5 protein-coding genes, 1 rRNA gene and 1 pseudogene are annotated in these 25,550 nt (G+C 39.4%); all 7 read left to right on the top strand.

Annotation, left to right across the window (positions count from 1 at the left end):
• Positions 1–236 precede the first annotated feature (236 nt).
• Positions 237–8,939 (top strand): ESPR-type extended signal peptide-containing protein, encoded by an 8,703-nt coding sequence (locus MOQ65_RS03870; RefSeq protein ID WP_257846710.1) that lies wholly within the window; start codon positions 237–239, stop codon positions 8,937–8,939.
• Between the two features lie 164 nt (positions 8,940–9,103).
• Positions 9,104–9,892, top strand: coding sequence for a hypothetical protein (locus MOQ65_RS03865; protein ID WP_257846709.1), 789 nt, complete (start codon positions 9,104–9,106; stop codon positions 9,890–9,892).
• Between the two features lie 756 nt (positions 9,893–10,648).
• Positions 10,649–21,250, top strand: coding sequence for an ESPR-type extended signal peptide-containing protein (locus tag MOQ65_RS03860; RefSeq protein ID WP_257846708.1), 10,602 nt, complete (start codon positions 10,649–10,651; stop codon positions 21,248–21,250).
• A gap of 88 nt (positions 21,251–21,338) precedes the next feature.
• Positions 21,339–22,139: a hypothetical protein gene (locus tag MOQ65_RS03855; RefSeq protein WP_129823754.1), complete on the top strand. Its 801-nt coding sequence runs from the start codon at positions 21,339–21,341 to the stop codon at positions 22,137–22,139.
• Between the two features lie 384 nt (positions 22,140–22,523).
• On the top strand, positions 22,524–22,985 hold the full coding sequence (gene tnpA / locus MOQ65_RS03850; RefSeq protein ID WP_005380067.1) for an IS200/IS605 family transposase: 462 nt from the start codon (positions 22,524–22,526) through the stop codon (positions 22,983–22,985).
• A 357-nt stretch (positions 22,986–23,342) separates the two neighbouring features.
• Positions 23,343–24,455, top strand: a pseudogene (locus MOQ65_RS03845) (IS1249 family transposase).
• A gap of 781 nt (positions 24,456–25,236) precedes the next feature.
• Positions 25,237–25,550, top strand: a 16S ribosomal RNA gene (locus MOQ65_RS03840); the annotation flags it as partial.

Raw genomic sequence — 25,550 nt, 5'->3', positions numbered from 1 at the left:
ACAAAATAAAGGTTCCAACAATAAATTCTGTCGATTATGATAAAAACATGAAGAAAAGTATTTACAAGATTTTCGATATATGATATTCTGTTCATGACACAAAATGAAAGAAATATGAAAGATACTCAGAAAGGCGTAAAGGTATGGGAAATTTAGGCTTTTCCTTCTTTTGTATTTAAATGATTTAATTATAAGGATTGTAATTGTGTCTAGTTAAGAAAGGGGTTCATAGTAATATGAATAAAATCTTTAAAGTTGTTTGGAGCAAAACTAAAGAGTGCTACGTAGTAGTTTCCGAAGTTGCAAAAAACAATGGTGGTAAGAAAAAAGCTCTTGCTAGCGTGTTAGCTGGTTTGGCTATGGTAGCTGCTACAGCAGGTGCACCTGTACATGCGAACGTTAATACTGGGGGTAGTGCCGTTAATATCTCTCCTGATGCTTATAATGGTTCAAATACTACTGGAAGAAACTCTGTAGTAGTTGGTTATCAAAATAGAACTAATAACCAAGATGGAACTATTGCAATCGGTGCGTCAAATACGGCTACAGAAAACTCTGCAATGGCTCTAGGTAATGGTAATACAGCTTCTGGCGGTGCAGCAGTGGCTATGGGTGCTTATAACCAAGCAACAGGACGTGCTTCTGTCGCTATTGGTAACGTATCTATGGCATCTGCTGAAGACTCCATTGCAATTGGTAATCGTGCGAACTCTAATCCAGCTAACCAAGATAGAGGTAGCGGTCAATACTCTATTGCTGTAGGCCGTGAAAGCTGGGCAAAAGGTTCTGATAACATCAGTATTGGTCATAATGCTACAACTGATTCTACTGGTGATAGTATAGCTATTGGTCGTGATTCCACAAGTAACTCTGTAAATACTGTTACAATCGGGGCACAGACTAAAGCTACTGGTGGTTATGCGGTAGCAATCGGTCGTGAATCTGAAGTAAATGCTAATTTTGCTACTGCAATGGGTTATCAATCCAAAGCAAAAGGTAGTGCTTCTATCGCTATTGGTAAACAAAATAATTCCAATCTTGGTGATACTATTACAATGGGTAATAGTAATACTGCTAATACAATGGGCGGTATCGCAATTGGTAAAAATAATATCGCTGACTCCTCTATTGGGGATCCTACTACTGCAACTAAAGAAAACTCTCAAATCGCTATTGGTTTAGACAACAAAGCAACAAGTCAAGATACTGTAGCTATCGGTCGTGAAGCTGAATCTACAAAAACTGGTGCTGTTTCTTTAGGTGCGCGTACAAAAGCGAAAGGTGACTATGCAGTAGCTCTTGGTTCTGCCTCTCAAGGTAAAACTGTAGAAGCTTCCGATTATGCAGTAGCTGTTGGTGCTATGTCTAAAGCAACTGGCGATCGCTCTGTAGCAATTGGCGGTGGTGCTGAAGCAAGTGCATCTCGCGCAGTGGCACATGGTTATAGATCTTCTGCATCCGTAGCTGATGGCGTTGCTCTTGGTTCTAACTCCAAAGCAACTGTAGATAAAGGCGTTGAAGGTTACAACCCAGCTGATAGCCGTACAAATACATATGCTGGTTTAGCAGGTAATGCTAAAACATCCACATTGGCAGCAGTTTCCGTAGGTGATGGTGCTAATGCAACTCGTCAAATTACAGGTCTTGCAGCCGGTAAAGAAGATACTGATGCTGTTAACGTAGCACAATTGAAAAACGTTAACTTGAAATACGCTGGTAATAGCGGCAATGGTGATGTATTGCTAAAAGACGGTACATTGAATGTTAAAGGTGAAGGCTTAATCTCCACAAGTGCTGATGCAGATGGTATCAAAGTAAAACTTACTGAAGGTGGCCCAATCACTAATAACAATGGTAAAGCGGTAGCTCCGACTACAAATGGTGTTGCTACAACTGACAATGTTGCAAAAGCAATCAACGAATCTGGTTGGAACGTAGTTTCTTCCAATAACGGTGGTAGCGTAACAGGTACTCAAGCATCCAAAAAAGTGAGCCCTGGCGATACTGTAACATTGAGTGCTGGTAAAAACATTGTATTAGACCAAACTGATAAACAATTCACATACTCCTTGAACAAGAACGTTGACTTGACTAAAGATGGTTCTTTAACAATTGGTGATACTAAAGTTAACAACGATGGCTTAACAATCACAGGTGGTCCATCTGTTACTAAAACTGGTATCGACGCTGGTAATAAAAACATTACTAATGTAAAAGCTGGTGTAAACGATACTGATGCAGTTAACGTAAGCCAAATTAAAGGTTTAAGAACTGAAGTTAAAGCTGGTACTGGTGTAAGTGTAGCTAAAACTCAAGGTACTGATGGTCATGATATCTATACAGTAAGTGCTAATGGTGCTACTGGCTCTACAGATCCTTCTAAAGTTGCAGCTGGTAAAAATACTACTGTAACAGGTGATGGTAAAGCAGCTACTCCTTACCAAGTAAATGTGGAAGGCGACTTGACTGATATCTCCTCCATCACAAACGGCAATGGTTCTGGTAAAATCTCCTTCGCTGGTGATCAAGTTGTAAAAGTTGAAGGCAACAACCCTATTTCCTTAGATGGTAAAGGTGGCTATGTAACTGGCTTACAAAACAAAGATTGGGATATTACTAACCCAACTGTAGTTTCCGGTCGTGCAGCAACTGAAGACCAATTGAAAAAAGTAAGCGATGGCTTCAACAACACAATTAAATTAGCAGGTAACACTGGTAACACAGATACTCAAAAATTCAATAAAACTGGTGGTTTGAGCTTCGGTGTAGTTGGTGCTAACAACGGTCAATACATCAAAACAACTGCTTCTGGTACAGATGTAGTAGCTGATTTGTCCGATGATGCAAAAGCTAAATTGAACCATACCTTTGAAGTAGCTCCTGGTTCTAGCAATGTAACAGTATCTAAAGATACAACTGATCCTAATAAAACAGTTTATAAAGTAGCTGTTGCTAATACTCCAGCAGCTGGTGCTTCCTCTACTGAAAGTGTAGTTAAAAAAGCAGCTGCAGCTGGTGATACTAACATTGCTGATGTTACTGTTGGTAATGGTAAAAACTCTGGCGATCCAGATGCTCAATACGAAGTTAATGTTTCCCGTAATGCAGTTAAAGATGCAGCTCGTGAAGCAGTAACAGTTAACAACGGTGGTACAACTACTGGTGGTAACTATACAGCTGATACAAATAATCCTATCACTGTTAACCCTGTGAAAGATGATGCAAACCATAACACTACATACGAAGTGAAATTCGATGGTGATAAAGCAGCTAAACAAATTCCTTTGACTTACAAAGCTAATGGTACTGGTGACCAAAAAGTTAAGTTGGATAAAGGTCTAAACTTCACAAACGGTTCCAATACAACAGCTTCCGTAGCAGCTGATGGCGTAGTTAAATATGACTTGAACAAAAACGTTGATTTAACAAAAGATGGTTCCTTAACAATTGGCGATACAGTAGTTAACAAAGATGGTTTGACTATCACTGGTGGTCCATCTATTACTAAAACTGGTATTGATGCTGGTAGTAAGAAAATTACTAATGTAGCTCCTGGTACTGATGGCACAGATGCAGTTAACTACGATCAATTGAAAGCAGCTCGTACAGTTGTTACTTCCAACGACAAATCTGTAACAATCAACAAAACAGAAAATGGGGATCAAGTAACATATGACTTACATGTAAATGCAGCTGCTGGCACAGCATCTACTTGGAACTTGAAATCTGGTGCAGTTTCTGCTACAGAAGGTACACATTCTGGTGACACAGCTCAAAACATTGCAGACGGTAAATCCGTTACAATGCAAGCTGGTAAAAACTTAACTGTTAAACAAACTAACGACGGTGCAGGTAATACAGAAGTTGCATACGCTCTTGATAAAGACCTTAAAGATCTTACAAGCGTAACTACTGATAAAGTAACTACAAAAGAAATCGGCTTACAAGATGCAGCTGGTAACACTACTACAATTAAGAAAGATGGCGACCGCATTACATACACTAATGACGGTGGTACAACTACTAAAACTGTAGCTACTCTTGAAGATGAAAAACACATCAAACCAGGTAGCTATGCTGTAGACAATAAAGGCGACGTAACAATGACTTACGTTGACGGTAAAGGTCAAGATGTACCAAATGATAAAGTAGTTCTTACTGGTATTGCTAAAAACGATCTTTCCAACATCACTGATGACGGTAAGAAAGTAATCACTGGTCTTGGCACAATCGTTAAAGCTGGTGAAAATGTTAACGTAACTGAAGCATCTGATGCTACTACAGGCCAAAAAACTTACACTGTAAATGCTGTAACTCCAGCAGTTTACACTAAAGCTGATGGAACTAAAGTAGTTAAACGTCCAGATGGTACTTTCACAACAAACATTGATGGTTCTGCTGGTAATGATGTTCCTGCAAGTGACGTTATCGTATCCTTCCAAGATGCAGCTGGTAACACAACTGGTGGCAATTCCATCGTAAACAACGTTGGCTCCGCTATTAAAAATCAAACTCCAACAGTACCTGCAGGTCAAACTGCTACATATTTGGATAAATTGAAAGCAGCAGCTAATGATACAAACACTCAAAATGCAGCTGTTAATGTATCTGATCTTCACAACACTGCTGAAGCATTGAAAGCTTCTGAATTACATATTGCTCCTACAGTTGGCGGTAATGACACAGATAAAGGCGGTGTAGCATCTGGTAATACTAACCCAGGCGCAGCAGCTCAAGCTTATAAATATAATGCGACTACTAAACAAGTTGAATTGACATTCAATGATGGTAATGGTAAAGCAGTAACTGGTCCTAAAGCAGTTATCGACTTCTCCGACTTGAACATCCCAGCTGCTGGTAACAACTACAGCTTCAAAACAAATGCAACTGGTAACCTTGAAACTGGTACAACTGCAACTGAAACTGAAGTAGCAAGTGGCAAAACTGTAAACTTCGGTGCAGGTAAAAACTTGACTGTAACACAAAAAATCGGTGCTGATGGTAACCAAACATACACTTACGCATTGAACAAAGACTTAACTAACCTAGATAAAGTAGTTGTTAATGGTAAAGATGGTAAAGACGGTGAAGATGGTGTATCCATTACTGGTCCTACTGGCGCAGCTGGTACAGATGGTAACAATGGTAAAGTTGGTATCACTGGTAAAGATGGTAAAGATGCAGTATCTATCTCCGGTAAAGATGGTGTAGGTCACATTGGTTTGACTGGCCCTGCTGGTAAAGATGGTAAAAATGCAACTGCTGATATTACTGTTAAAGAAGGTAAAGCTGGTGTAGATGGTAAAGACGGTGTTGATGGTATCACTCGTATCTTCTACAACGATAAAGATGGCAACGAACATCAAGTAGCAACTCATGATGATGGTATGAAGTTTGCTGGTGACGATGGTCAAGCAAACCAAGATACAAATGCACAAGTTATTAAGAAACATCTTAATAACGTTGTAGATATCGTTGGTGGTGCAGATAAAACTAAGTTGACTTCTACTGATAACATCGGTGTTAACAATGTTAATGGCAAATTGAAAGTTCAATTGGCTAAAAATGTTGACTTGGATGCTGATGGATCCTTGACTACTGGCGCTACAAAAGTTGATAACAACGGTGTTACAATCACTGCTCCTGCAGGTGGTACTACTACTGATGTTAAATTGACTAAAGATGGCTTAGATAATGGCGGTAACAAAATTGTTAACGTTAAAGCTGGTGAAAACGATACAGATGCTGTAAACGTTAAACAATTGAAAGACAAAGTTACAACTGTTGAGTCTTCCGATAATTCCATCAAAGTAGTAGACAAAAATGTTGCTGGTCAACCTGGTTATGATGCAGCTAAAGGTCACCAATATGACATCACTATCAATAACCAAACTGTAGTGGAAAAAGCTCAAACTCCAGTTGTTTATACTAATAAAGATGGCGACAAACTTTACAAAATCGTAGATCCTGCTACTGGTAATGTTACATTCAATACTAAGCCTGATGGTACTGGTACTACAGTTCAACCTGCTGATGTAATTGCATCCATGAACAATGGTGGTGATTCCACAACAACTCCTATGAAGTTGAACAACGTAGGTTCCACTATTGCTGATCAAGCTGGTAACACTTACTTAGATAAAATTGATGCAGCAGCTGCTGATAACAAAACTAAGAACGGTGCGGTAAACGTAACTGACCTTAAAAATACAGCTGATGCATTGATTGAAAAAGGCTTGAAATTCGACGCTAACTCTGGCGGTGTAAAAACTAATAAACTTGGTTCCACTGTAAAAGTTCAAGGCGAAGGCGCTAAAGCTGATACTGAGTACAGCGGTGAAAACGTTAAAACTATCATCAGTCAAGATGCAGATGGTAACACAACTATCGACGTTAAACTTGATAAAAACCTTAAAGCTGACAGCGTAGTTGTTGGTAAAGATGGTAAAGACGGCGTTGATGGTAAGATTGGTGTTAACGGTAAAGACGGCGCATCTGTTGTACTCAACGGTAAAGATGGCTCTATCGGCTTGACTGGTCCTAAGGGTGCTGACGGTAAAGATGGTGCAAGTGCTAAGATTTCCGTTAAAGACGGTGTTCCTGGTGTTGACGGCCAACCTGGTGAAACTATGACTCGTATCGTATACCAAGACAAAGATGGTAACGAACATCAAGTAGCAACTCACGATGATGGCATGAAGTTCGCTGGTGATGACGGTCAAACTGATGATACTAAAGTTATTAAGAAACATCTTAACAACGTAGTAGACATCGTTGGTGGCGCTGATAAAGCTAAATTGACTGATAACAACATCGGTGTAAATAACGACAATGGCAAATTGAAAGTTCAATTGTCTAAAGACCTTGATCTTACTAAAGACGGTTCCGTGAAAATTGGCGATACTAAAGTTAACAACGATGGTTTGACTATCACTGGTGGTCCATCTGTAACTAAGACTGGTATTGACGCTGGTAATAAAACAATTACAGGCGTTAAAGCTGGTGAAAACGATACAGATGCTGTAAACGTTAAACAATTGAAAGACAAAGTTACGACTGTTGAATCTTCTGATGGTACTATTTCTGTAACTGATAAAAATGATCCTACATCTGCAACTTATGATGCAGCTAAAGGTCATCAATATGACATCAAGATCAATAGCCAAGGTGTTGTAAACAACGCTCAACTTCCAGTGGTATACACTAAACAAGATGGCACTAAAGTTTACAAACAACCAGATGGTACTTTCAACACAGCTAAAGATGGTTCTGGCACTGTTGTAAATGCTGGTGATGTAATCGCTTCCATGAATAGTGCAGGTGACTCTACTACAGCTCCTACTAAGTTGAACAATGTTGGTTCTTCCATCGCTGATAAAGCTGGTAATACATTCTTAGATAAGATTGATGCCGCTGCTGGTGACAACAATACTAAGAATGGTGCTGTAAATGTTACTGACCTTAAAAATGCTGCTGATGCAATCGGCAACAAAGGTTTGAACTTCGGTGCTCAATCCGGTAATGACATCCACAAAAACTTGGGTGAAAAACTTGAAATCGTAGGCGAAGGTACTAAAGCTGATGACAACTACAGCGGTTCTAACATCAAAACTATGACTAAAGATGGTAAAGTTGTAATCGGTCTTGATAAAGATCTTAACGGCTTGAACTCCATTGGCGTTCCTGGTAAAGATGGCGTAGCTGGTAAAGATGGTGTATCTATCTCCGGTAAAGACGGTGCTAACGGTATTGACGGTAAAGTTTCCATCGGCAAAGATGGTAAAGATGCTGTATCTATCGCTGGTAAAGATGGCGTAGGTCACATTGGCTTGACTGGTCCTAAAGGTGCTGATGGTAGCAACGGTAAATCTGTTGATATCTCCACTAACGATGGTAAACAAACATTAGTGAACCCAGAAGCTGGCACTGATAAATCTCAACGTATCGTTTATACTCCACAAGATAAAGACGGCAACCCTATTAAAGGTGCTGACGGCAAAGATATCGTACGTGAAGTGGCAACTATGGATGATGGTTTGAAATTCACAGGTAACAACACTGGTACTGAAAACAAACATGCGTTGAATACGCTTGTTAAAGTTCAAGGTGAAGGTGTGACTGCGGCTCAATCCACTGCATTCCAATCCGCTGCTGGTAACATCAACGTAGTAGCTGATGGCAACGATACATTAACTGTTAAGTTGAACAAAGACCTTAAAGGTATCAACTCTATCAGAAATAGCGACAGTGGTCCTGCATTGAACTTCAACGCTGGTGACCTTTCCGTAACTGGTGGTAACCTCAACATGGGTGGTAACAAAATTACTAACCTTGGTAAAGGTACTAACGATACAGATGCGGTTAACTTGAAACAATTGAAAGATTCCCGTACAATCGTTAAATCTACTGATGGTTCCGTAGGTGTTCGTGAATCTGAAAGTGCTGATGGCGCTAAAGTATACGACTTGTCTACTGGTGCAAGCCCTCGTTTTGATGAGTTAACTGATGAAATCGGTCGTGTAGGTGCACAAGGCGCAGCTCTTGCAGCATTGAAACCTATCCAATACGATCCATTAGAACCAACTCAAATCATGGCTGGTTATGGTAACTACCGTGGTAACTCCGCTATTGCAATGGGCGTTGCTCATTACAAAAACGAGTCCACAATGATGCATGCAGGCTTAGCTTGGGCAGGTGGTTCCCGTCACATGATGGCAAATGCTGGTGTAACTTGGAAAGTTGGCAACCGTGATAGCGAAGCTGCAGTAGCAGATCGTTACCGCAAAGGCCCTATCAGCTCTGCTTATGCAATGCAACAAGAAATGGCTTCCGTTAAAGCACAAAACGCTGGATTAAAAACAGAAGTATCTGATTTGAAAGCTGAAAACGAACAAATGAAAGCTCAAATTGCTGCTATGATGGCAAAACTTGGTATGTAATCATTTGTGAGTGTAAGAACTGAATGAACAAAGGACGGTATGCGCTACCTAGCGTAGCGCTTACCTCTCCCTATTGTTTATGAAAATAATGCTTTTAAATATGAACGTGAAACGCGTGAGAGATACTTTCACCATAATCTAACGATAGAAAAGAGGAATATAGAATGAAAAAATCTACATTACTTGCTTGTGCAGCGGCTCTTGTTATTTCTACAGGCGTTGTAGGTGCACAATCCGCTCCAACATATGACGATAACCTAATTTTACGTAACCCAGTATCTGCTCCAGCATTGGGCAATGTAGTATTGGTTCCAGTGGCTAGCCCACAAACAGTGTCTGCTGTTCATGACTATGTGAAAGCTTGGCAAAATGCGGAAATCAACATCGCAAAAGCTAAAGTGAAATACGAAAACCATGAACGTATGACTAAAGCTGAGAAAAAATGGTTACATTCCTATGACAAACACAACTATGCTGACTACTTCCGTACACATTCCATCGGTCGTGTACATGGTCAAGAAGTGTTCTTGAACTGGAATGGTGAAAACCGTAATAAAAACGAATACGAATACTTTGAAATGCCTAAATACAATAAAGAAGATGGCTTCACTAACAGCTATGGTTACAATGTATTGCGCGGCATGACAGATCGTATTAACGAAATCATCCAAAAACAAAAAGAAGTTGGCGGTCCTATGACTGACGACGAAGCACAAGCATTAGAAGATGCTATTTTGGATGTAATGGCTAAAGATCAAGAAAACGTTTCTAACGAAGAACTTCGTCACTACATGAACGAAACAATCTGGTTCGCAGCTAAACAAACAGTTAAAAATAAAGCTAGTGAAGAACCTACTGTTCAAGATGAACATACTGTAGATCTTCGTGAAGCGATCAATCGTCCAGCTAACCAAGAAATTAAAAAAGTAGACTTGCGCGCTGCGATTCAATAATAAGGTTGTAAATTTAACTATAAATCATTAACACACTGAGAGCTCGGCATAAACGATATACAATGAATTAGGAAATGATGTGTGACGCACAGTGTATATAATGAACAACCACATCAGGCCCTCATACGGCGATTGTTTGAGGGCCTGATGTACCCTGGACCCTGACTAGGGCACAAATCCTTATGCAAAACAACGCCATCCGAAAGGATGGCGTTGTTTTTTTGCGTTTATGTATTGTTGTCCTTACTTAAGGCTCAATAGCTGTACAAATATAAACAATTATAAAATAATAGACTACTTATATTAACTACCTTTTTCTATGCATTTATGAAGAAACGCTTTATTGCTATGCTTTATCTTCATCTAATTTAGAAAGTTTATATATTTTAGATGAAGATTAATTTGTGTAAGATATACAAATATAATGTAAATATAAACTAATATGATCTGTTTTATACTCTTATATATATAATGTATTATATTATATATAATACAATTACAATATAAACCCTTATTATATGCTGATGTGGAGATATTTTCACATATCTAGAAAATTCAATTTATCTTGTTTAGAAATATAAAATTTATTTTAATTATTTCAGGAATTTCTATTTACAATTAGTTTATAAATTGTTATCATATTAATATCTTAATGAATAGTATGTGAACGTGTGTCATAAACAATTCATGAAACAAAAAATGTATATAAGGCATTTAGTGTTTTCTTTATAAGAGAGAAAGGGGTTCATAGTTTCTATGAATAAGGTTTTTAAGGTCGTTTATAGCAAATCTAAAGGCTGCTACGTAGTAGTACCTGAAACTGCTAAAAATAATAACGGCAAGAAAAAAGTTTTGGCTAGCGTATTGGCTGGCTTGGCTGTAGCTGGTGCTATGGGTGGCATTGCGCCTCTAGAAGCACAAGCAGGTTATGATACTGGTAATAGTCATGTTAATATTTGGGCTGATACTGCTCCAGATGGAAGTAATGGCAAAAATAATGCCGGTCAAAACTCTATCGTTGTAGGCTACCAAAATACTACTGATTATGTAGCTGGTCATGACGGTAAGGTAGCGATTGGCGCTAAAAATACATCTACAAATAATGCGACTACTGCAGTAGGCAATAGAAATACAGCTACAGGTGGTGCTGCTACAGCTGTTGGTGCGGGTAATAACGCTTCCGGTGATGCTTCTCTTGCTGTAGGTAATGTAAGTAATGCAAATGCTAGAAGTGCTGTTGCTGTTGGTTCCTATAACAATGTGAATTACACAGAAGGTTCTTGGCAAACAACACCAAAAAATGCTGGTGAATACTCTACAGTAATTGGTAACTATTCTAGTGCTACTGGTACAAGCTCATCCGCTATGGGTGTATACACTAATGCTACTGGAGCAGGTTCCGTTGCTGCTGGTTATAGCAACAATGCAAATGGTCAAAACTCTGTTGCTATTGGCTCTGAAAATATTTCTCGTGTAGCAAATACAATTACAATGGGTTATAAAAATGATGCTAAAACAATGGGTGGCATCGCCATTGGTAAAAATAACATGGTTGACTCCACAAATGGTGGAACCAACTTTGCTCAAACTCGTGATGAGAACTCCCAAATTGCAATTGGTCGCGATAATACGGCAACTCACTTAGATACAATTGCTATCGGCCGTGATACACATGCTACTGGTTCTGGTGCAACTGCTTTTGGTGCTCGTGCTGATGCATCTGGTAACAACTCCATTGCTATCGGTCAAAGTGGTAAAGATTCTGATCGTGTTGTTGCATCTGGCGTAAATGCTATTGCTATCGGTATGCAATCTCAAGCGACTGGTGAATCTGCAATTGCTGAAGGTCCTGGTTCTCGTGCAGGCGGTAAATATGGCGTTGCATTAGGTCGTACAACTAAAGCAAATGCTGAGGCTGCAACTGCTTTAGGTAATGCGGCAGAAGCTAATATCGCTAATGGTGTAGCTCTTGGCTCCTCTTCTGTTACAACTACAGATAAAGGCGTTGTAGGTTACAACCCATCTGATTTACATAACCGTAAATATACTAACTTACAAGGTAACGTACAAAAGGCTACTACAGCTGCTGTATCCATCGGTAATGGCGAAACATTGACTCGTCAATTGACTGGTCTTGCTGCTGGTACTGCAGATACTGATGCTGTTAACGTAGCTCAATTGAAAAATGTTGGCGTTGCTGTGACTGGTAATACTGGTTCTAGCGATTTCTTGACTGACGGCGGTAAATTGAACGTTCGTGGTGAAGGTCGTGTATCTGTAGCTGCTAGCGATGATGGTGCTAAAGATTCCAAATTAACTTTGAAATTCGATGACACTAACTTGGTAAAAGCTGGTAGAAACGTAACTGTTGATACATCTGTTACTGATGGTAAAACTACTTACACAATCAACGCTGCTGACACAGCTGCTAAATATGACTTCTTAACAAATGCTACAGCAAACGGTGGTAAAGTTGATGGTACTGCAAAACCTGCAACTGTTCAAAGTGGTACAACTGTTAACTACGCAGCTGGTAAGAACTTAACAGTTAAACAAGACATCAAGCAATCTATTGGTGAACAAACTTATACATACTCCTTAAATAGCGATCTTGGTGGTATTACTTCCATTACTAACAATGGCGGTCCTACAATGCACTTTGGTGGTGATAACATCAGCATCACTGGTGGTAACCTAGATCTTGGCGGTAATAATATTACTAATCTTAAATCTGGTGGCGATGTAACTAATAATGCGGCTAACATTGGCGATGTTGTTCGTATTTCTAAAGCGAACGACTTGCATGTAGCTCCTACAGCAGGCACTAATAACAATGTGGCTGAATACACTGTAGATGCTAACAAAAAGGTTACATTAACTTACCAAGATGGTAATGGTAAAACTGTTAACGGTCCTAAAGCAGTTATCGACTTGAGCGGTTTGAAAACTGGCGATATGAGCTCTTTCAACGTGAAATCTACTGCTACAGAAGGTAAAGTGGCACAAGGTTCTGCTGGCGTTCAAGAAATTCGTGACGGCAAAACTGTGGAAATGCAAGCCGGCAAAAACATGACCATTAAACAAACTAATAATAATGGTAATGCAGCTGTTGAATTTGCATTGAATAAAGACATCGATTTGACTCCAGATGGGTCTATCAAAATCGGTGACACTAACATTACTGATAATGGTTTGACTATTAACGGTGGTCCATCCATTACTAAAACTGGCATCAATGCTGGTGGTTTGAACATTACTAATGTGAAAGCTGGCGTAAACGACAACGATGCAGTTAATGTTAGCCAATTGAAACAAGTTCGTGCTGACGAACGTCACATTAAACCAGGTGAATACGCAGTTGATAATAACGGCAAAGTAACAATGACTTACCTTGATGGTAACAACAAAGACGTTCCTAACGAAACTGCTGTTATCACAGGTATTGCTAAACAAGATCTTTCCAATATCAACAAGGGTGGTGAAACAGTCATCCAAAATCTTGCTAAAAAATCCATCGATATGGAAAATGGTAAGAATACAAAGGTTAGCAACCGTGAAATCAATGGCGTTAAAACTTTCAAAGTAGACGTTGAAGGTGATTTAAACGACATTACATCCATCACAAACAAAGCTGGCGACGGCAAGGTTGTATTCGGTGGTAACCAAACTGTAAACGTTGCAGGCGATCACAACATTAACTTGAATGCTAAAGTTGGTGACATCACTGGTTTGACTAACGTAACTATCGATGCTCCTGACTTCGCTAAAAAAGGTCGTGCAGCAACTGAAGAACAATTGAACATCGTTAACAACGGTTTCAATAACACAGTTGGTTTGACTGGTAACACAGGCGCTACTGAATTACAAAAATTGAACAAACAAGGCGGCTTGAGCTTCGGCGTTGTAGGTGCTAACAATGGTGAGTACATTAAAACAACTGCTTCTGGTTCCAATGTAGTGGCTGACTTGTCCGACAGCGCTAAAAACAAATTGAACAGCACTGTTGAAGTTCAAGGTAAAAACGCTGCGAAAGTAACAAGCAACGTAGTTCAAAATGCAGACGGTAGCAGTAAAACTATCTATACTGTAGATGTTAATAACGTAACACCTACTGCAGCTTCTACTGAAAAAGTACAAGCTAAAGCAGACGTAGCTGGTTCTAGCGACAAAAATATTGCTAAAGTATCCCCTAAAGTAGGCGATCAATTCGGTGAAGCTGGTGCAACTTACGAAGTAAACGTATCCCGTAACGACGTAAAAGATGCAGCTCGTGAAGCAGTTACTGTAAACAATGCAAACAATAACAACAACCCTATTACTGTTACACCTGTACAAGATGAAGCAAATCATAACACTACATACCAAGTAACATTCGATGGCGACAAAGCTGCTAAACAAATTCCTTTGACTTACAAAGCGAATGGCACAAACGAACAAAAAGTTACATTGGATAAAGGTTTGAACTTCACAAACGGTAAAAACACAACAGCTTCTGTAGATGCTGAAGGCGTTGTTAAATACGATGTGAACAAAGATTTAGTAGACATCCATTCCATTTCCAATACTACAAATGGTCCAAAAATGGAATTCGGTCCTAACTCTATCAACATCACTGGCGGCCCTATCAACATGGGTGACCAAAACATCACTAACCTTAAATCTGGTGGCGATGTAGTGAATAACGCAGCTAACATTGGCGACGTAACTCGTATTTCTAAAGCTAACGACTTGCACATTGCTCCAACATCTTCTGACCGTCAAGGTGAAACTACTACATCTTACGCTTACGATGCAGCAAGCAAATCTGTAACATTGAAATATAACGATGGTAACGGTGCTAACCAAGCTGGTACAGTGGCGAAAATCGACTTGTCCGGTTTGGCTGATCAAATCAAAGATGGTTACTCCTTCTCCACTGACGCTAAAGGCAATGTAGTTGGTAACCATGCTGTTACACCTGTAGCAAATGGTAAAACTGTTTCTTATGCAGCGGGTAAAAACTTAACTGTTGCTCAAAATATTGATAATGCAACTGGTGAACATACTTACACATATGCATTGTCCAATGATGTTGATTTGACTCCAAATGGTTCCTTGAAAATTGGCGACACTATTCTTAACAATGGTGGCTTAACAATTACAGGTGGCCCATCCGTAACTAAAACTGGTATCAACGCTGGTAACTTGAACATTACTAATGTGAAAGCAGGCGTAAACGATACTGATGCAGTTAACGTAAAACAATTAAAAGATGCTCGTACAGTAGTAACTTCTAACGATAACTCCGTAACAGTTAACAAAACTGAAAACGGCAACCAAGTTACTTATGACTTGCATGTAGCTCCAGGTGCGGCACAATCCGTATGGAATGTGAAATCCACTGGTAATACAACTGCTGATTCCGAAGCAACTGCTAAAACTATCACTGACGGTAAAACAGTTGAAATGGCAGCAGGTAAAAACTTGACTGTTAAACAAACTAGCAACAACGACGGTGCTAAAGTTGAATTCGGTTTAGCTGGTGACTTGACTAACATCAAGACTATTAAAAACGAAGGCCCTGCTACTTTCACAATCGGCGGTAACGAATTCAAATTCGATGGCGGCAATGTGAACATGGGCGACAACAACATCACTAACCTTAAATCTGGTGGCGATGTGATCAATAACGCTGCTAACATTGGCGACGTTAAACGTATCTCCAAAGCTAACGACATTCATGTCAAAGACAAAACATATACAGTGAACGCTGATAAAACAGTTACATTGGAATATGTTGATGGCAATGATAATACAGTGAACAAAACAGCTAAGATCGACTTGAGCAACTTGCCTACAGGCGATAAAGCTGCTGTTGAAAGCGTAGTTAAAAAATCTGCTGCTGCAGGCGACACTAACATCGCTGACATCACTGTAGCTGACGGCAAACAAACTGGTGATGCAAATGCTAAATACGAAGTAAATGTTTCCCGTAATGCTGTTAAAGATGCAGCTCGTGAAGCAGTGACTGTAAACAATGCAAACAATAGCAACAACCCAATCACTGTTACACCTGTTCAAGATGAAACAAACCATAACACAACTTACCAAGTAACATTCGATGGCGATAAAGCTGCTAAACAAATTCCTTTGACATACAAAGCGAATGGCTCTAACGACCAAAAAGTTACATTGGATAAAGGTTTGAACTTCACAAATGGTTCCAACACAACAGCTTCCGTAGCTGCTGATGGCGTAGTTAAATACGATCTTAACAACAACGTAAACTTGACTCCATCTGGTTCCTTAACTATTGGTGATACTGTTGTTAATAACGGTGGCTTAACTATTTCCGGTGGCCCATCTGTTCTTAAAACTGGTATTAATGCTGGTAACTTGAACATCACTAACGTAAAAGCTGGCGTAAACGATACTGATGCAGTTAACGTTAAACAGTTGAAAGATTCTCGTACAGTAGTAACTTCCAACGATAATTCCGTAACAGTTAACAAAACTGAAAACGGCAACCAAGTTACTTACGACTTACATGTAGCTCCAGGTGCTGCACAATCCGTATGGAATGTGAAATCCACTGGTAATACAACTGCTGATTCTGAAACTACTGCAAAAACTATCTCTGATGGTAAAACAGTTGAAATGGCAGCAGGTAAAAACTTGACTGTTAAACAAACTAGCAATAACGACGGCGCTAAAGTTGAATTCGACTTGGCTAACGATATCAAGATTGGTAACGATGGCAAAGACGGTAAAGATGGCGTTGACGGTAAAATCGGCGTAAACGGTAAAGATGGCTCTGCTGTTGTGATCAACGGTAAAGACGGCTCCATCGGCCTCAATGGTAAAGATGGTAAAGACGGTCTTACTATCCGTGGCGCTAATGGTCAAGACGGCGTAAATGGTACAAACGGTACTAACGGTATCACTCGTATCGTATACGAAGACAAAAACAACAACAAACACGAAGTGGCTACTACTGATGACGGCTTGAAATTCACTGGTAATAACACTGATGTTGTAAACAAAAATAAATTGAATAGCCTTGTTAAAGTTCAAGGTGAAGGCGTAGATAAAACAACTTCTGCATCCTTCAAGAGCGCTTCTGGTAACATCAACGTAAAAGCTGATGGTACTGATACTCTCGAAGTTCAATTGAACAAAGATTTGAAAAACATCACTTCCATTAAGAACGATGGCCCTGCAACTATGACAATTGGCGGTAACGAATTCAAATTCGATGGCGGCAATGTGAACATGGGTGGCAACAACATCACTAACCTTAAATCTGGTGGCGATGTAATCGATAACGCTGCTAACATCGGCGATGTAAAACGTATTTCCAAAGCTAACGATTTACACATTGCACCAACTCAATCTGATCGTGCAGGTGAAACTACTACATCTTACTCCTACAATGTAGCAGACAAATCCGTTACATTGAAATACAACGATGGCAATGGCGCTAACCAAGCTAATACAATCGCGAAAATCGACTTGTCTGGTTTGGCTGATCAAATTAAAGACGGCTACTCCTTCTCCACAGATGCGAAAGGTAATGTAGTTGGTAACCACGCTGTAACAGCAGTAGGCAACGGTAAAACTGTATCCTACGCAGCAGGCGATAATTTGACAATTACTCAAAATATCGATAATGCAACTGGTGAACAAACTTATACATATGCATTGTCTAATGACATCAAAGTTGGTAACGACGGTAAAGATGGTAAAGACGGTGTTGACGGTAAGATTGGTGTAAACGGTAAAGATGGTTCTGCTGTTGTAATCAACGGTAAAGACGGTTCCATCGGCTTGAATGGTAAAGACGGCAAAGACGGTATTACTATTAAAGGCGCTAATGGTCAAGACGGCGTAGACGGTAAAAATGGTACTAATGGTATCACTCGTATCGTATACGAAGATAAAAATAACAATAAACACGAAGTGGCAACTACTGACGACGGCATGAAATATGCTGGCGACGATGGTCAAACTGACTCCACTAAAGTTATCGCTAAGAAATTGAACCAAACATTGGATATCACTGGTGGTGCTAATAGCTCTAAATTGACTGAAAACAACATCGGCGTGAACAACGTAGATGGCAAATTGAAAGTTCAATTGGCTCAAAACATCAACTTGACTCCAGCAGGTTCCTTAACAATTGGCGATACGAAGATCACTGACGGTGGTTTGGTAATCAACAATGGTCCATCCATCACTAAAGGTGGCATCAATGCTGGTGACTTGAACATCACTAACGTGAAAGCTGGCGTAAATGACACTGACGCAGTTAACGTAAAACAATTGAAATCCGCTAAGACAGAAGTTAAAGCTGGTGACAACGTAACAGTTGATAAAACAATTGGTGCTGATGGTCAAAACATTTACACAGTAAATGCAAAAGCAACTAACCTTGGCGATGCTGAACTTAACTACACAGCTAACGGCGGTGCTAAACAAAAAGTTAAATTGTCTGAAGGCTTGAACTTCGTTGACGGTAACTACACTAAAGCTTCCGTTGATGCAAACGGTGTTGTTAAATACGACGTAACACTTGGTAAAGTAAGAGACGGCGTTGACGGCAAACCAGGCGTAGATGGCCAAAATGGTATCGCAACAGTTAAAACTGTAGTAGATACAATCAACAACTCCGGTTGGAAAGGTGACGTTACTGGTAACACAGTAGGCGATCACAGTGCAACAATCGTAAAACCTGGCACAACTGTAAACTTCGGTGCAGGTAAAAACTTAACTGTTGAACAAATCGTTGATGCAGTAACTGGCAACCACACTTACAACTATGCATTGTCCGACGATATCAAAGTTGGTAATGATGGTAAAGACGGTAAACCAGGTGTTGACGGTAAGATCGGTGTAAACGGTAAAGACGGTTCTGCTGTTGTAATCAACGGTAAAGACGGCTCTATCGGCTTGAATGGTAAAGACGGTAAAGATGGTCTTACTTTCAAAGGTGCTAACGGTCAAGACGGCGTAGACGGTAAAAACGGTACCAACGGTATGACTCGTATCGTTTACGAAGATAGCAACAACAACAAACACGAAGTTGCTACTACTGATGACGGCTTGAAATTCACTGGTAACAACGAAAGCGTTGTAAACAAAAACAAACTTAACTCCACAGTTAAAGTTAAAGGTGAAGGCGTTACTGAAGAGCAAGAAAAAACATTTGAATCTGCTGCAGGTAACATCGCTGTAACTGCTGATGGTAACGATACTTTGAACATTCGCTTGAATAAAAACATCAAAGGCATCGACTCCATTCAAACTAAGGAAATCCACTTAGGTACACCTGATAATTACACAACAATTAAGAAAGATGGGGACCGCATTAAATACGGCGACAAAACATTCGCTAACACTGATGATATCTGGACAATCCAAGCTAATGGCACAGATGTTCCAGCTAACGGCGGTAAAGTAAATGTTAAAGGTGCTGACGGTATCACAGTATCCAAATCTGCTAATGGCGAAATGACAATTAGCGGTGCTGGCCTTGGTACAATGAACAGCTTCAACGTTAAATCTTCTGGTAATACTACTGCTGATTCTGAAACAACAGCTAAGAGCATTACAGATGGTAAAACTGTTGAATTCTCCGGCGGTAAAAACCTCACTGTAAAACAAACTAGCGACGAAAACGGCGCTAAAGTAGAATATGCATTGAGCAACAATGTAGATCTTACTAATAAAGGTTCCTTAACAGTTGGCGATACTAAGATCACTGATGGTGGCTTGGTAATCAACAATGGCCCATCCGTAACTAAAGACGGCATCAATGCTGGTAATAAACAAATTACTAACGTTGAAGACGGTGTAAACGATACTGATGCGGTTAACGTACGTCAATTGAAAGCAGCTAAAACTAACCTTGTTGACGGTCAAAACACTAAAGTGACTGGCGATGGTTCTAAAGCTAACCCTTACAAAGTTAATGTTGAAGGCGATTTGAATAAAATCACTTCCATCACTAACAACGAAGGCGATGGCAAATTAGAATTCAAAGGTGACCAAGTAGTTAACGTAGCTGGCGACAACACAATCAAGCTTGATGGTAAAACTGGTGATATCACTGGCTTAACTAACAAAACTCTTGATTCCGCTGACTTCGCAACTAAAGGTCGTGCAGCAACTGAAGAACAATTGAAACTTGTTCATGAAGAAGCAGCTAAAAAATCTACTGAAAAAGTACAAGCTAAAGCTGATGCTAATAACATCGCTAAAGTAGCTCCTAAAGCTGGCGATACATTCGGTGCAGCTGGTGCAACATACGAAGTATCTGTAGATAAAAATGACGTTAAAGACGCAGCTCGTGAAGCAGTTACTGTAACAGGTGACAACAAAGCGATCACTGTAGACGTTCAACCAAATGCTACAAACCATACAACTAACTACCAAGTTAACTTCAATGGTAAAGAAGCAGCTAAACAAATTCCATTGACTTATAAAGAAAATGGTGGCAATGCTAGAACAGTAATGTTATCTGACGGTTTAGACTTCTCTAATGGCGTAAATACTACTGCTCACACTGATGCGAACGGTAAAGTATCCTTCGACGTAAAAGGTGACCTCACTAACATCACTTCCATTTCCAATAACTCCAATGGTCCTAAAGTATCCTTCGGTGGCGATACTGTAAATATCACTGGTGGCAACCTCAACATGGGTGGTAACAAAATCACTAATGTTCAAAAAGGCACTAATGATACTGATGCAGTAAACGTTAAACAATTGAAAGATTCCCGTACTACATTGACATCTGATGATCATTCCGTAGTATTGAAGAAAACTGAATCTGCTGACGGTGGCTTGAACTACGACCTTTCCGTAAAAGGCGCAGTTGACCCTCGCGTTGATCAATTGACTGAAGAAATCGGTCGTGTAGGTGCTCAAGGTGCAGCATTGTCCGCATTGAAACCTATGCAATACGATCCATTGGAACCAACTCAAATCATGGCTGGTTACGGTAACTACCGTGGTAACTCTGCGATTGCAGTGGGCGTAGCTCATTACAAAAACGAGTCCACAATGTTCCATGGCGGCTTGTCCTGGGCTGGCGGTTCTAGCCACATGATGGCAAACGCTGGTGTAACTTGGAAAGTTGGTAACAGAGATGCTGAAGCAGCTGTAGCAGACCGCTACCGCAAAGGCCCTATCAGCTCTGCATACGCAGTTCAAACTGAAATGGCTGCAATGAAAGCTCAAAATGCCGGATTAAAAGGTGAAGTATCTGACTTGAAATATGAAAACGAACAAATTAAAGCTCAAAACGCTGGTCTACAAAGTGAAGTAGAAGTATTGAAAGCTCAAATGGCTGCAATGATGGCGAAAATGGGTATGTAATTTAGTTAGCAAATGGATACAACTGGTACGGGTTCCTTCGGGAGCCCTGAACCAGCACATTAATTCGACTATGAAAAGAGGAATAGATATGAAAAAATCTACAATGCTTGCTTTCACAGCGGCACTTTTAATGAGCGCAGCATCCATCACTGGTCACGCAGCAAGCGCACCAACATATGATGATAACTTGATCTTGCCAAACCCTGCATCTGCACCTGGTTTGAGCAATGTTGTATTGGTACCTGTGGCTAGCCCACAAGTAGTACAATCTCTTCATGATTATGTGAAAGCATGGGAAAATGCTGAACAAAAAATCGCGTTAGCAAAAGCTAAACGCGACAATCATGAACAATTGACTAAAGCTGATAAAAAATGGTTGCATTCTAAAGATAAACATAACTATGCTGATTACTTCCGTACACATTCTTTAGGTCGTGTACATGGCTTTGAAACAGCTTTAAATTGGAACGGTGAAAACCGCAACAAAAATGAATACGAATACTTTGAAACACCTAAATACAATGAAAAAGATGGCTTCGTAAATAGCTATGGTTACAACGTATTGCGTGGTATGGTAGATCGTGTTAACGAAGTTGTACAAAAGCAAAAACAAGTAGGCGGTCCTATGACTGACGACGAAGCACAAGCATTAGAAGATGCAATCTTGGATATCCTTGCGCAAGAGCAAGAACATGTATCTAACGAAGAACTTCGTCACTACATGAACGAAACAATCTGGTTCGCTGCTAAAGAAACAGTTAAAAACAAAGCAAGCGAAGAACCAACTGCTGCTGATGAGCACGTAGTAGACCTTCGTAAAGCAATTAACGAACCAATGGGTAGCAACGACTACAATAAAGTTGACTTGCGCAGTGCGATTCAACAATAAACAATATCTATAGTAATGTAGGTATTGTAGCCTTTTCTTCTCTCGTTAAAAGGCTTAGTTGATCTCTAATACATACTGATGATATATGATGTATCCCTTACATACACATATATCTAAAATGACACATTGGCCCTTATATTGAGTTTATGAGGGCCCTATACCCTGGACCCCCGACTAGGGAACACAAATCCTTATTAAACAACGCCATCTGGTTGGATGGCGTTGTTTTTATTATTGTCTTTAGACTGGTTCGCGACGTAGTCGCGAATCATAAAACCACCCGCTATGCGGGTGCGGCAACGAAAGTTATACAAAAAAATCACCTTGCTTAAGTATAATGTAGGTGTTCAAGCCGCATTATATACAAAAGAAAGGTGATTTTATATGGCAACAAAGACACAGAGCCTTGCGCACACAAAATGGTTATGCAAATACCACATAGTATTTACACCTAAGTATAGACGTAAAGTTATATATAATCAATACAGAAATAGTTTACGTGAAATACTGAGACGTTTATGTGAATATAAGGGCGTCAAGATTATAGAGGGGGAGCTTATGGCAGATCATGTGCATATGCTAGTATTAATTCCACCTAAAATATCAGTTTCATCTTTTATGGGATATCTAAAGGGTAAAAGTGCACTAATGATGTTCGATAAACACGCAAACTTAAAGTATAAATTTGGAAATAGACACTTTTGGTCCGAGGGATATTATGTAAGTACGGTAGGATTAAATGAAGCTACCGTAAAAAAATATATACGTGAGCAAGAGTTACATGACCAAATGAAAGATAAACTTAGTGTAAAAGAATATGAGGACCCTTTTAAGGGTAGCAAGTAATACATATCCCCTTTAAGGGGACCGTTACGAGTCAATGGCTATGCGGCTTGAACGTAGTGAAAGCCAGCGCCTTTAGACGCTGGCCTAGTACTACGGGCTTATAGCCCGTGAGCAAACCACCCGTTTTACGGGTGGTTCTGATTTATAATAACTAAAAAAAGGCTTATAGGACAAAAAGTGTGTGTAAAAACCCTTATAACACTAGATATTTACTAGTGTTATAAGGGTTTAATCTTTTTTTGGAGAAGTTTGAGGGTGGACAAAAAGTGTGGGTGAAAACATCAATTAACCCTTGTAATTACTGACTAAAATGAGGTTATATCTTCCTATATATAAACAAATATGGAGGAAGAGTTTATGCGACAAATAAAATGTCCTGATTGTAATGAAACATGTATTAAACACGGTGTTTTAAAATCTGGTTCTCAGCGTTGGTTTTGCAAACATTGTAAGGTGGCATTTACCGTTAAAATTAATAATTTAAGTAAAGAGTTAAGCCTATTCTTGAATTGGTTATTCAGCACCAATATTCAAGCTGATATGCCTGGTAAAGGTCGTACATTCAGGCGTAAAACCGCTAAATTTTGGTCCATATGGCCATTGCCACCAAAAGTGGAAGAAGTACATGATGTGGTATATCTTGATGGAATTTACTTAGCTAGGAATTTATGTGTTTTGATTTGTTGCAATGATACTCATGTTCTAGGATGGTATGTCTGTCGTTATGAGCATGCTAGAGCTTGGCAGTGTTTAATGGAACGGATTGCCGAACCTAAAGTTGTTGTGTCTGATGGTGCTAATGGTTTGCCTAAAGCATTACGTAAAGTTTGGCCTCATAGCAGTCACCAAAGATGCTTGTTTCACATTTTTTGTCAGGTTAGACGATATATGACAAGTAGACCTAAAACGTTAGCAGGAAAGGATCTTTATACTCTGGCTAAAGATTTATTTAATGTGAAAACAATGGATCAAGCTCTTGTATGGATTAATGAACTTTCAGCGTGGCGAATGACATATTCTGATTTTTTATGAGAAATGACGATTGATGAATTCGGAAACAAACGCTCTACACATGAGCGTTTGCTTAAAGCCGAATCATCATTATGGCGTCTGATTAGGCAACAAACTTTATTTACATTTTTGGAATGTATTGATATTACAGTACCTACAACAAATAATCGTATTGAAGGTGGAGTAAATGCTCAACTAAGAAGTATGTTACGATCTCATAGGGGCCTTTCACTTGAAAGAAGACTAAAAGCGGTCTATTGGTGGTGCTATATGCACTCACCAAGACCGCTTTCTATTTCAGATATATTAAATTGTATGCCTACAGATGAATCGATTGCTGCTATCTACAAACGGTTATCTGATTATTGCCAAATAGATCGCTCAATACCTCAATGGGGTGATGCTCCTGTTTGGAATGAGCTACATATGTCTACAGATTTTCCAACTTATTGGGATTAGTCACACACACTTTTTGTCCTATAACCCTAAAAAAATATAGTAGCTTTATATAATATATATACCATATAAAGGTAAAATAAGAGGAATATGATACGTGATAAGGGTAATATAATATGAGATAAGGATAATATAATACGTGGAAATAAATATCCATATTGATGAGGGTATAGACCAGGTACTAAAACAAGACTTATAAATGCCTAAAATAGTAAACTAACGATATATTAATCCAATTGCATGGTATTAGTATATTTATATAATTAATAAATACAATATATAGTATGATAAGAATAGGAATATACCATATAAAGAGATATAGAAAAAAGTTTGTAAAATTTTAAAATTAGGGGTTGCGCCCCTCGGTTCTTTGTACTATAATAGCTATACAGTCGTTCGAAGCGACTGTTTATTAGTTAGCAAACACTAGATAAAATCTATGTTTGTTGATAATCGTTTTAGAATAAAAGTGTAATTCCTGGTTAAAACAGAAATTACAAAATTCTAAAAAAGATTATAAAAAGGTGTTGACATGAACATGACAACATGTTATTATAATCTAGTCGCCAGTTGGTGAAACACTTCGAAAGAAAGTGCTTCAAAGCTAGATGAAATCTAGTTTAACTGGTACAGATCTTTGAAAACTGAACAATGATAGGTAATCAATCAATACGATTGAACATATGCCAGAGTGCGGGTTTTGACAAAGTCAAAACCAACCATAATTCAAAGTTACTTAAATGTAACGACAACAAATAATGAGCTATTCAAATAGCTTCAAGATATCTTGGAGAGTTTGATCCTGGCTCAGGACGAACGCTGGCGGCGTGCTTAACACATGCAAGTCGAACGAAGAGCGATGGAAGCTTGCTTCTATCAATCTTAGTGGCGAACGGGTGAGTAACGCGTAATCAACCTGCCCTTCAGAGGGGGACAACAGTTGGAAACGACTGCTAATACCGCATACGATCTAATCTCGGCATCGAGGATAGATGAAAGGTGGCCTCTATTTATAAGCTATCACTGAAGGAGGGGATTGCGTCTGATTAGCTAGTTGGAGGGGTAACGGCCCACCAAGGCGATGATCAGTAGCCGGTC

The organism is Veillonella faecalis, assembly GCF_024677885.1.
GTDB lineage: Bacteria > Bacillota > Negativicutes > Veillonellales > Veillonellaceae > Veillonella > Veillonella nakazawae.
Note: the sequence above shows the minus strand (reverse complement) of the source record. Positions and strands in the feature narration are given on the sequence as shown.

What these genes read in the sequence shown, in the direction of transcription:
- MOQ65_RS03870 (WP_257846710.1), top strand. Translation starts at nt 237, where the DNA reads ATGAATAAAATCTTTAAAGTTGTTTGGAGCAAAACTAAAGAGTGCTAC.
- MOQ65_RS03865 (WP_257846709.1), top strand. Translation starts at nt 9,104, where the DNA reads ATGAAAAAATCTACATTACTTGCTTGTGCAGCGGCTCTTGTTATTTCT.
- MOQ65_RS03860 (WP_257846708.1), top strand. Translation starts at nt 10,649, where the DNA reads ATGAATAAGGTTTTTAAGGTCGTTTATAGCAAATCTAAAGGCTGCTAC.
- MOQ65_RS03855 (WP_129823754.1), top strand. Translation starts at nt 21,339, where the DNA reads ATGAAAAAATCTACAATGCTTGCTTTCACAGCGGCACTTTTAATGAGC.
- tnpA (WP_005380067.1), top strand. Translation starts at nt 22,524, where the DNA reads ATGGCAACAAAGACACAGAGCCTTGCGCACACAAAATGGTTATGCAAA.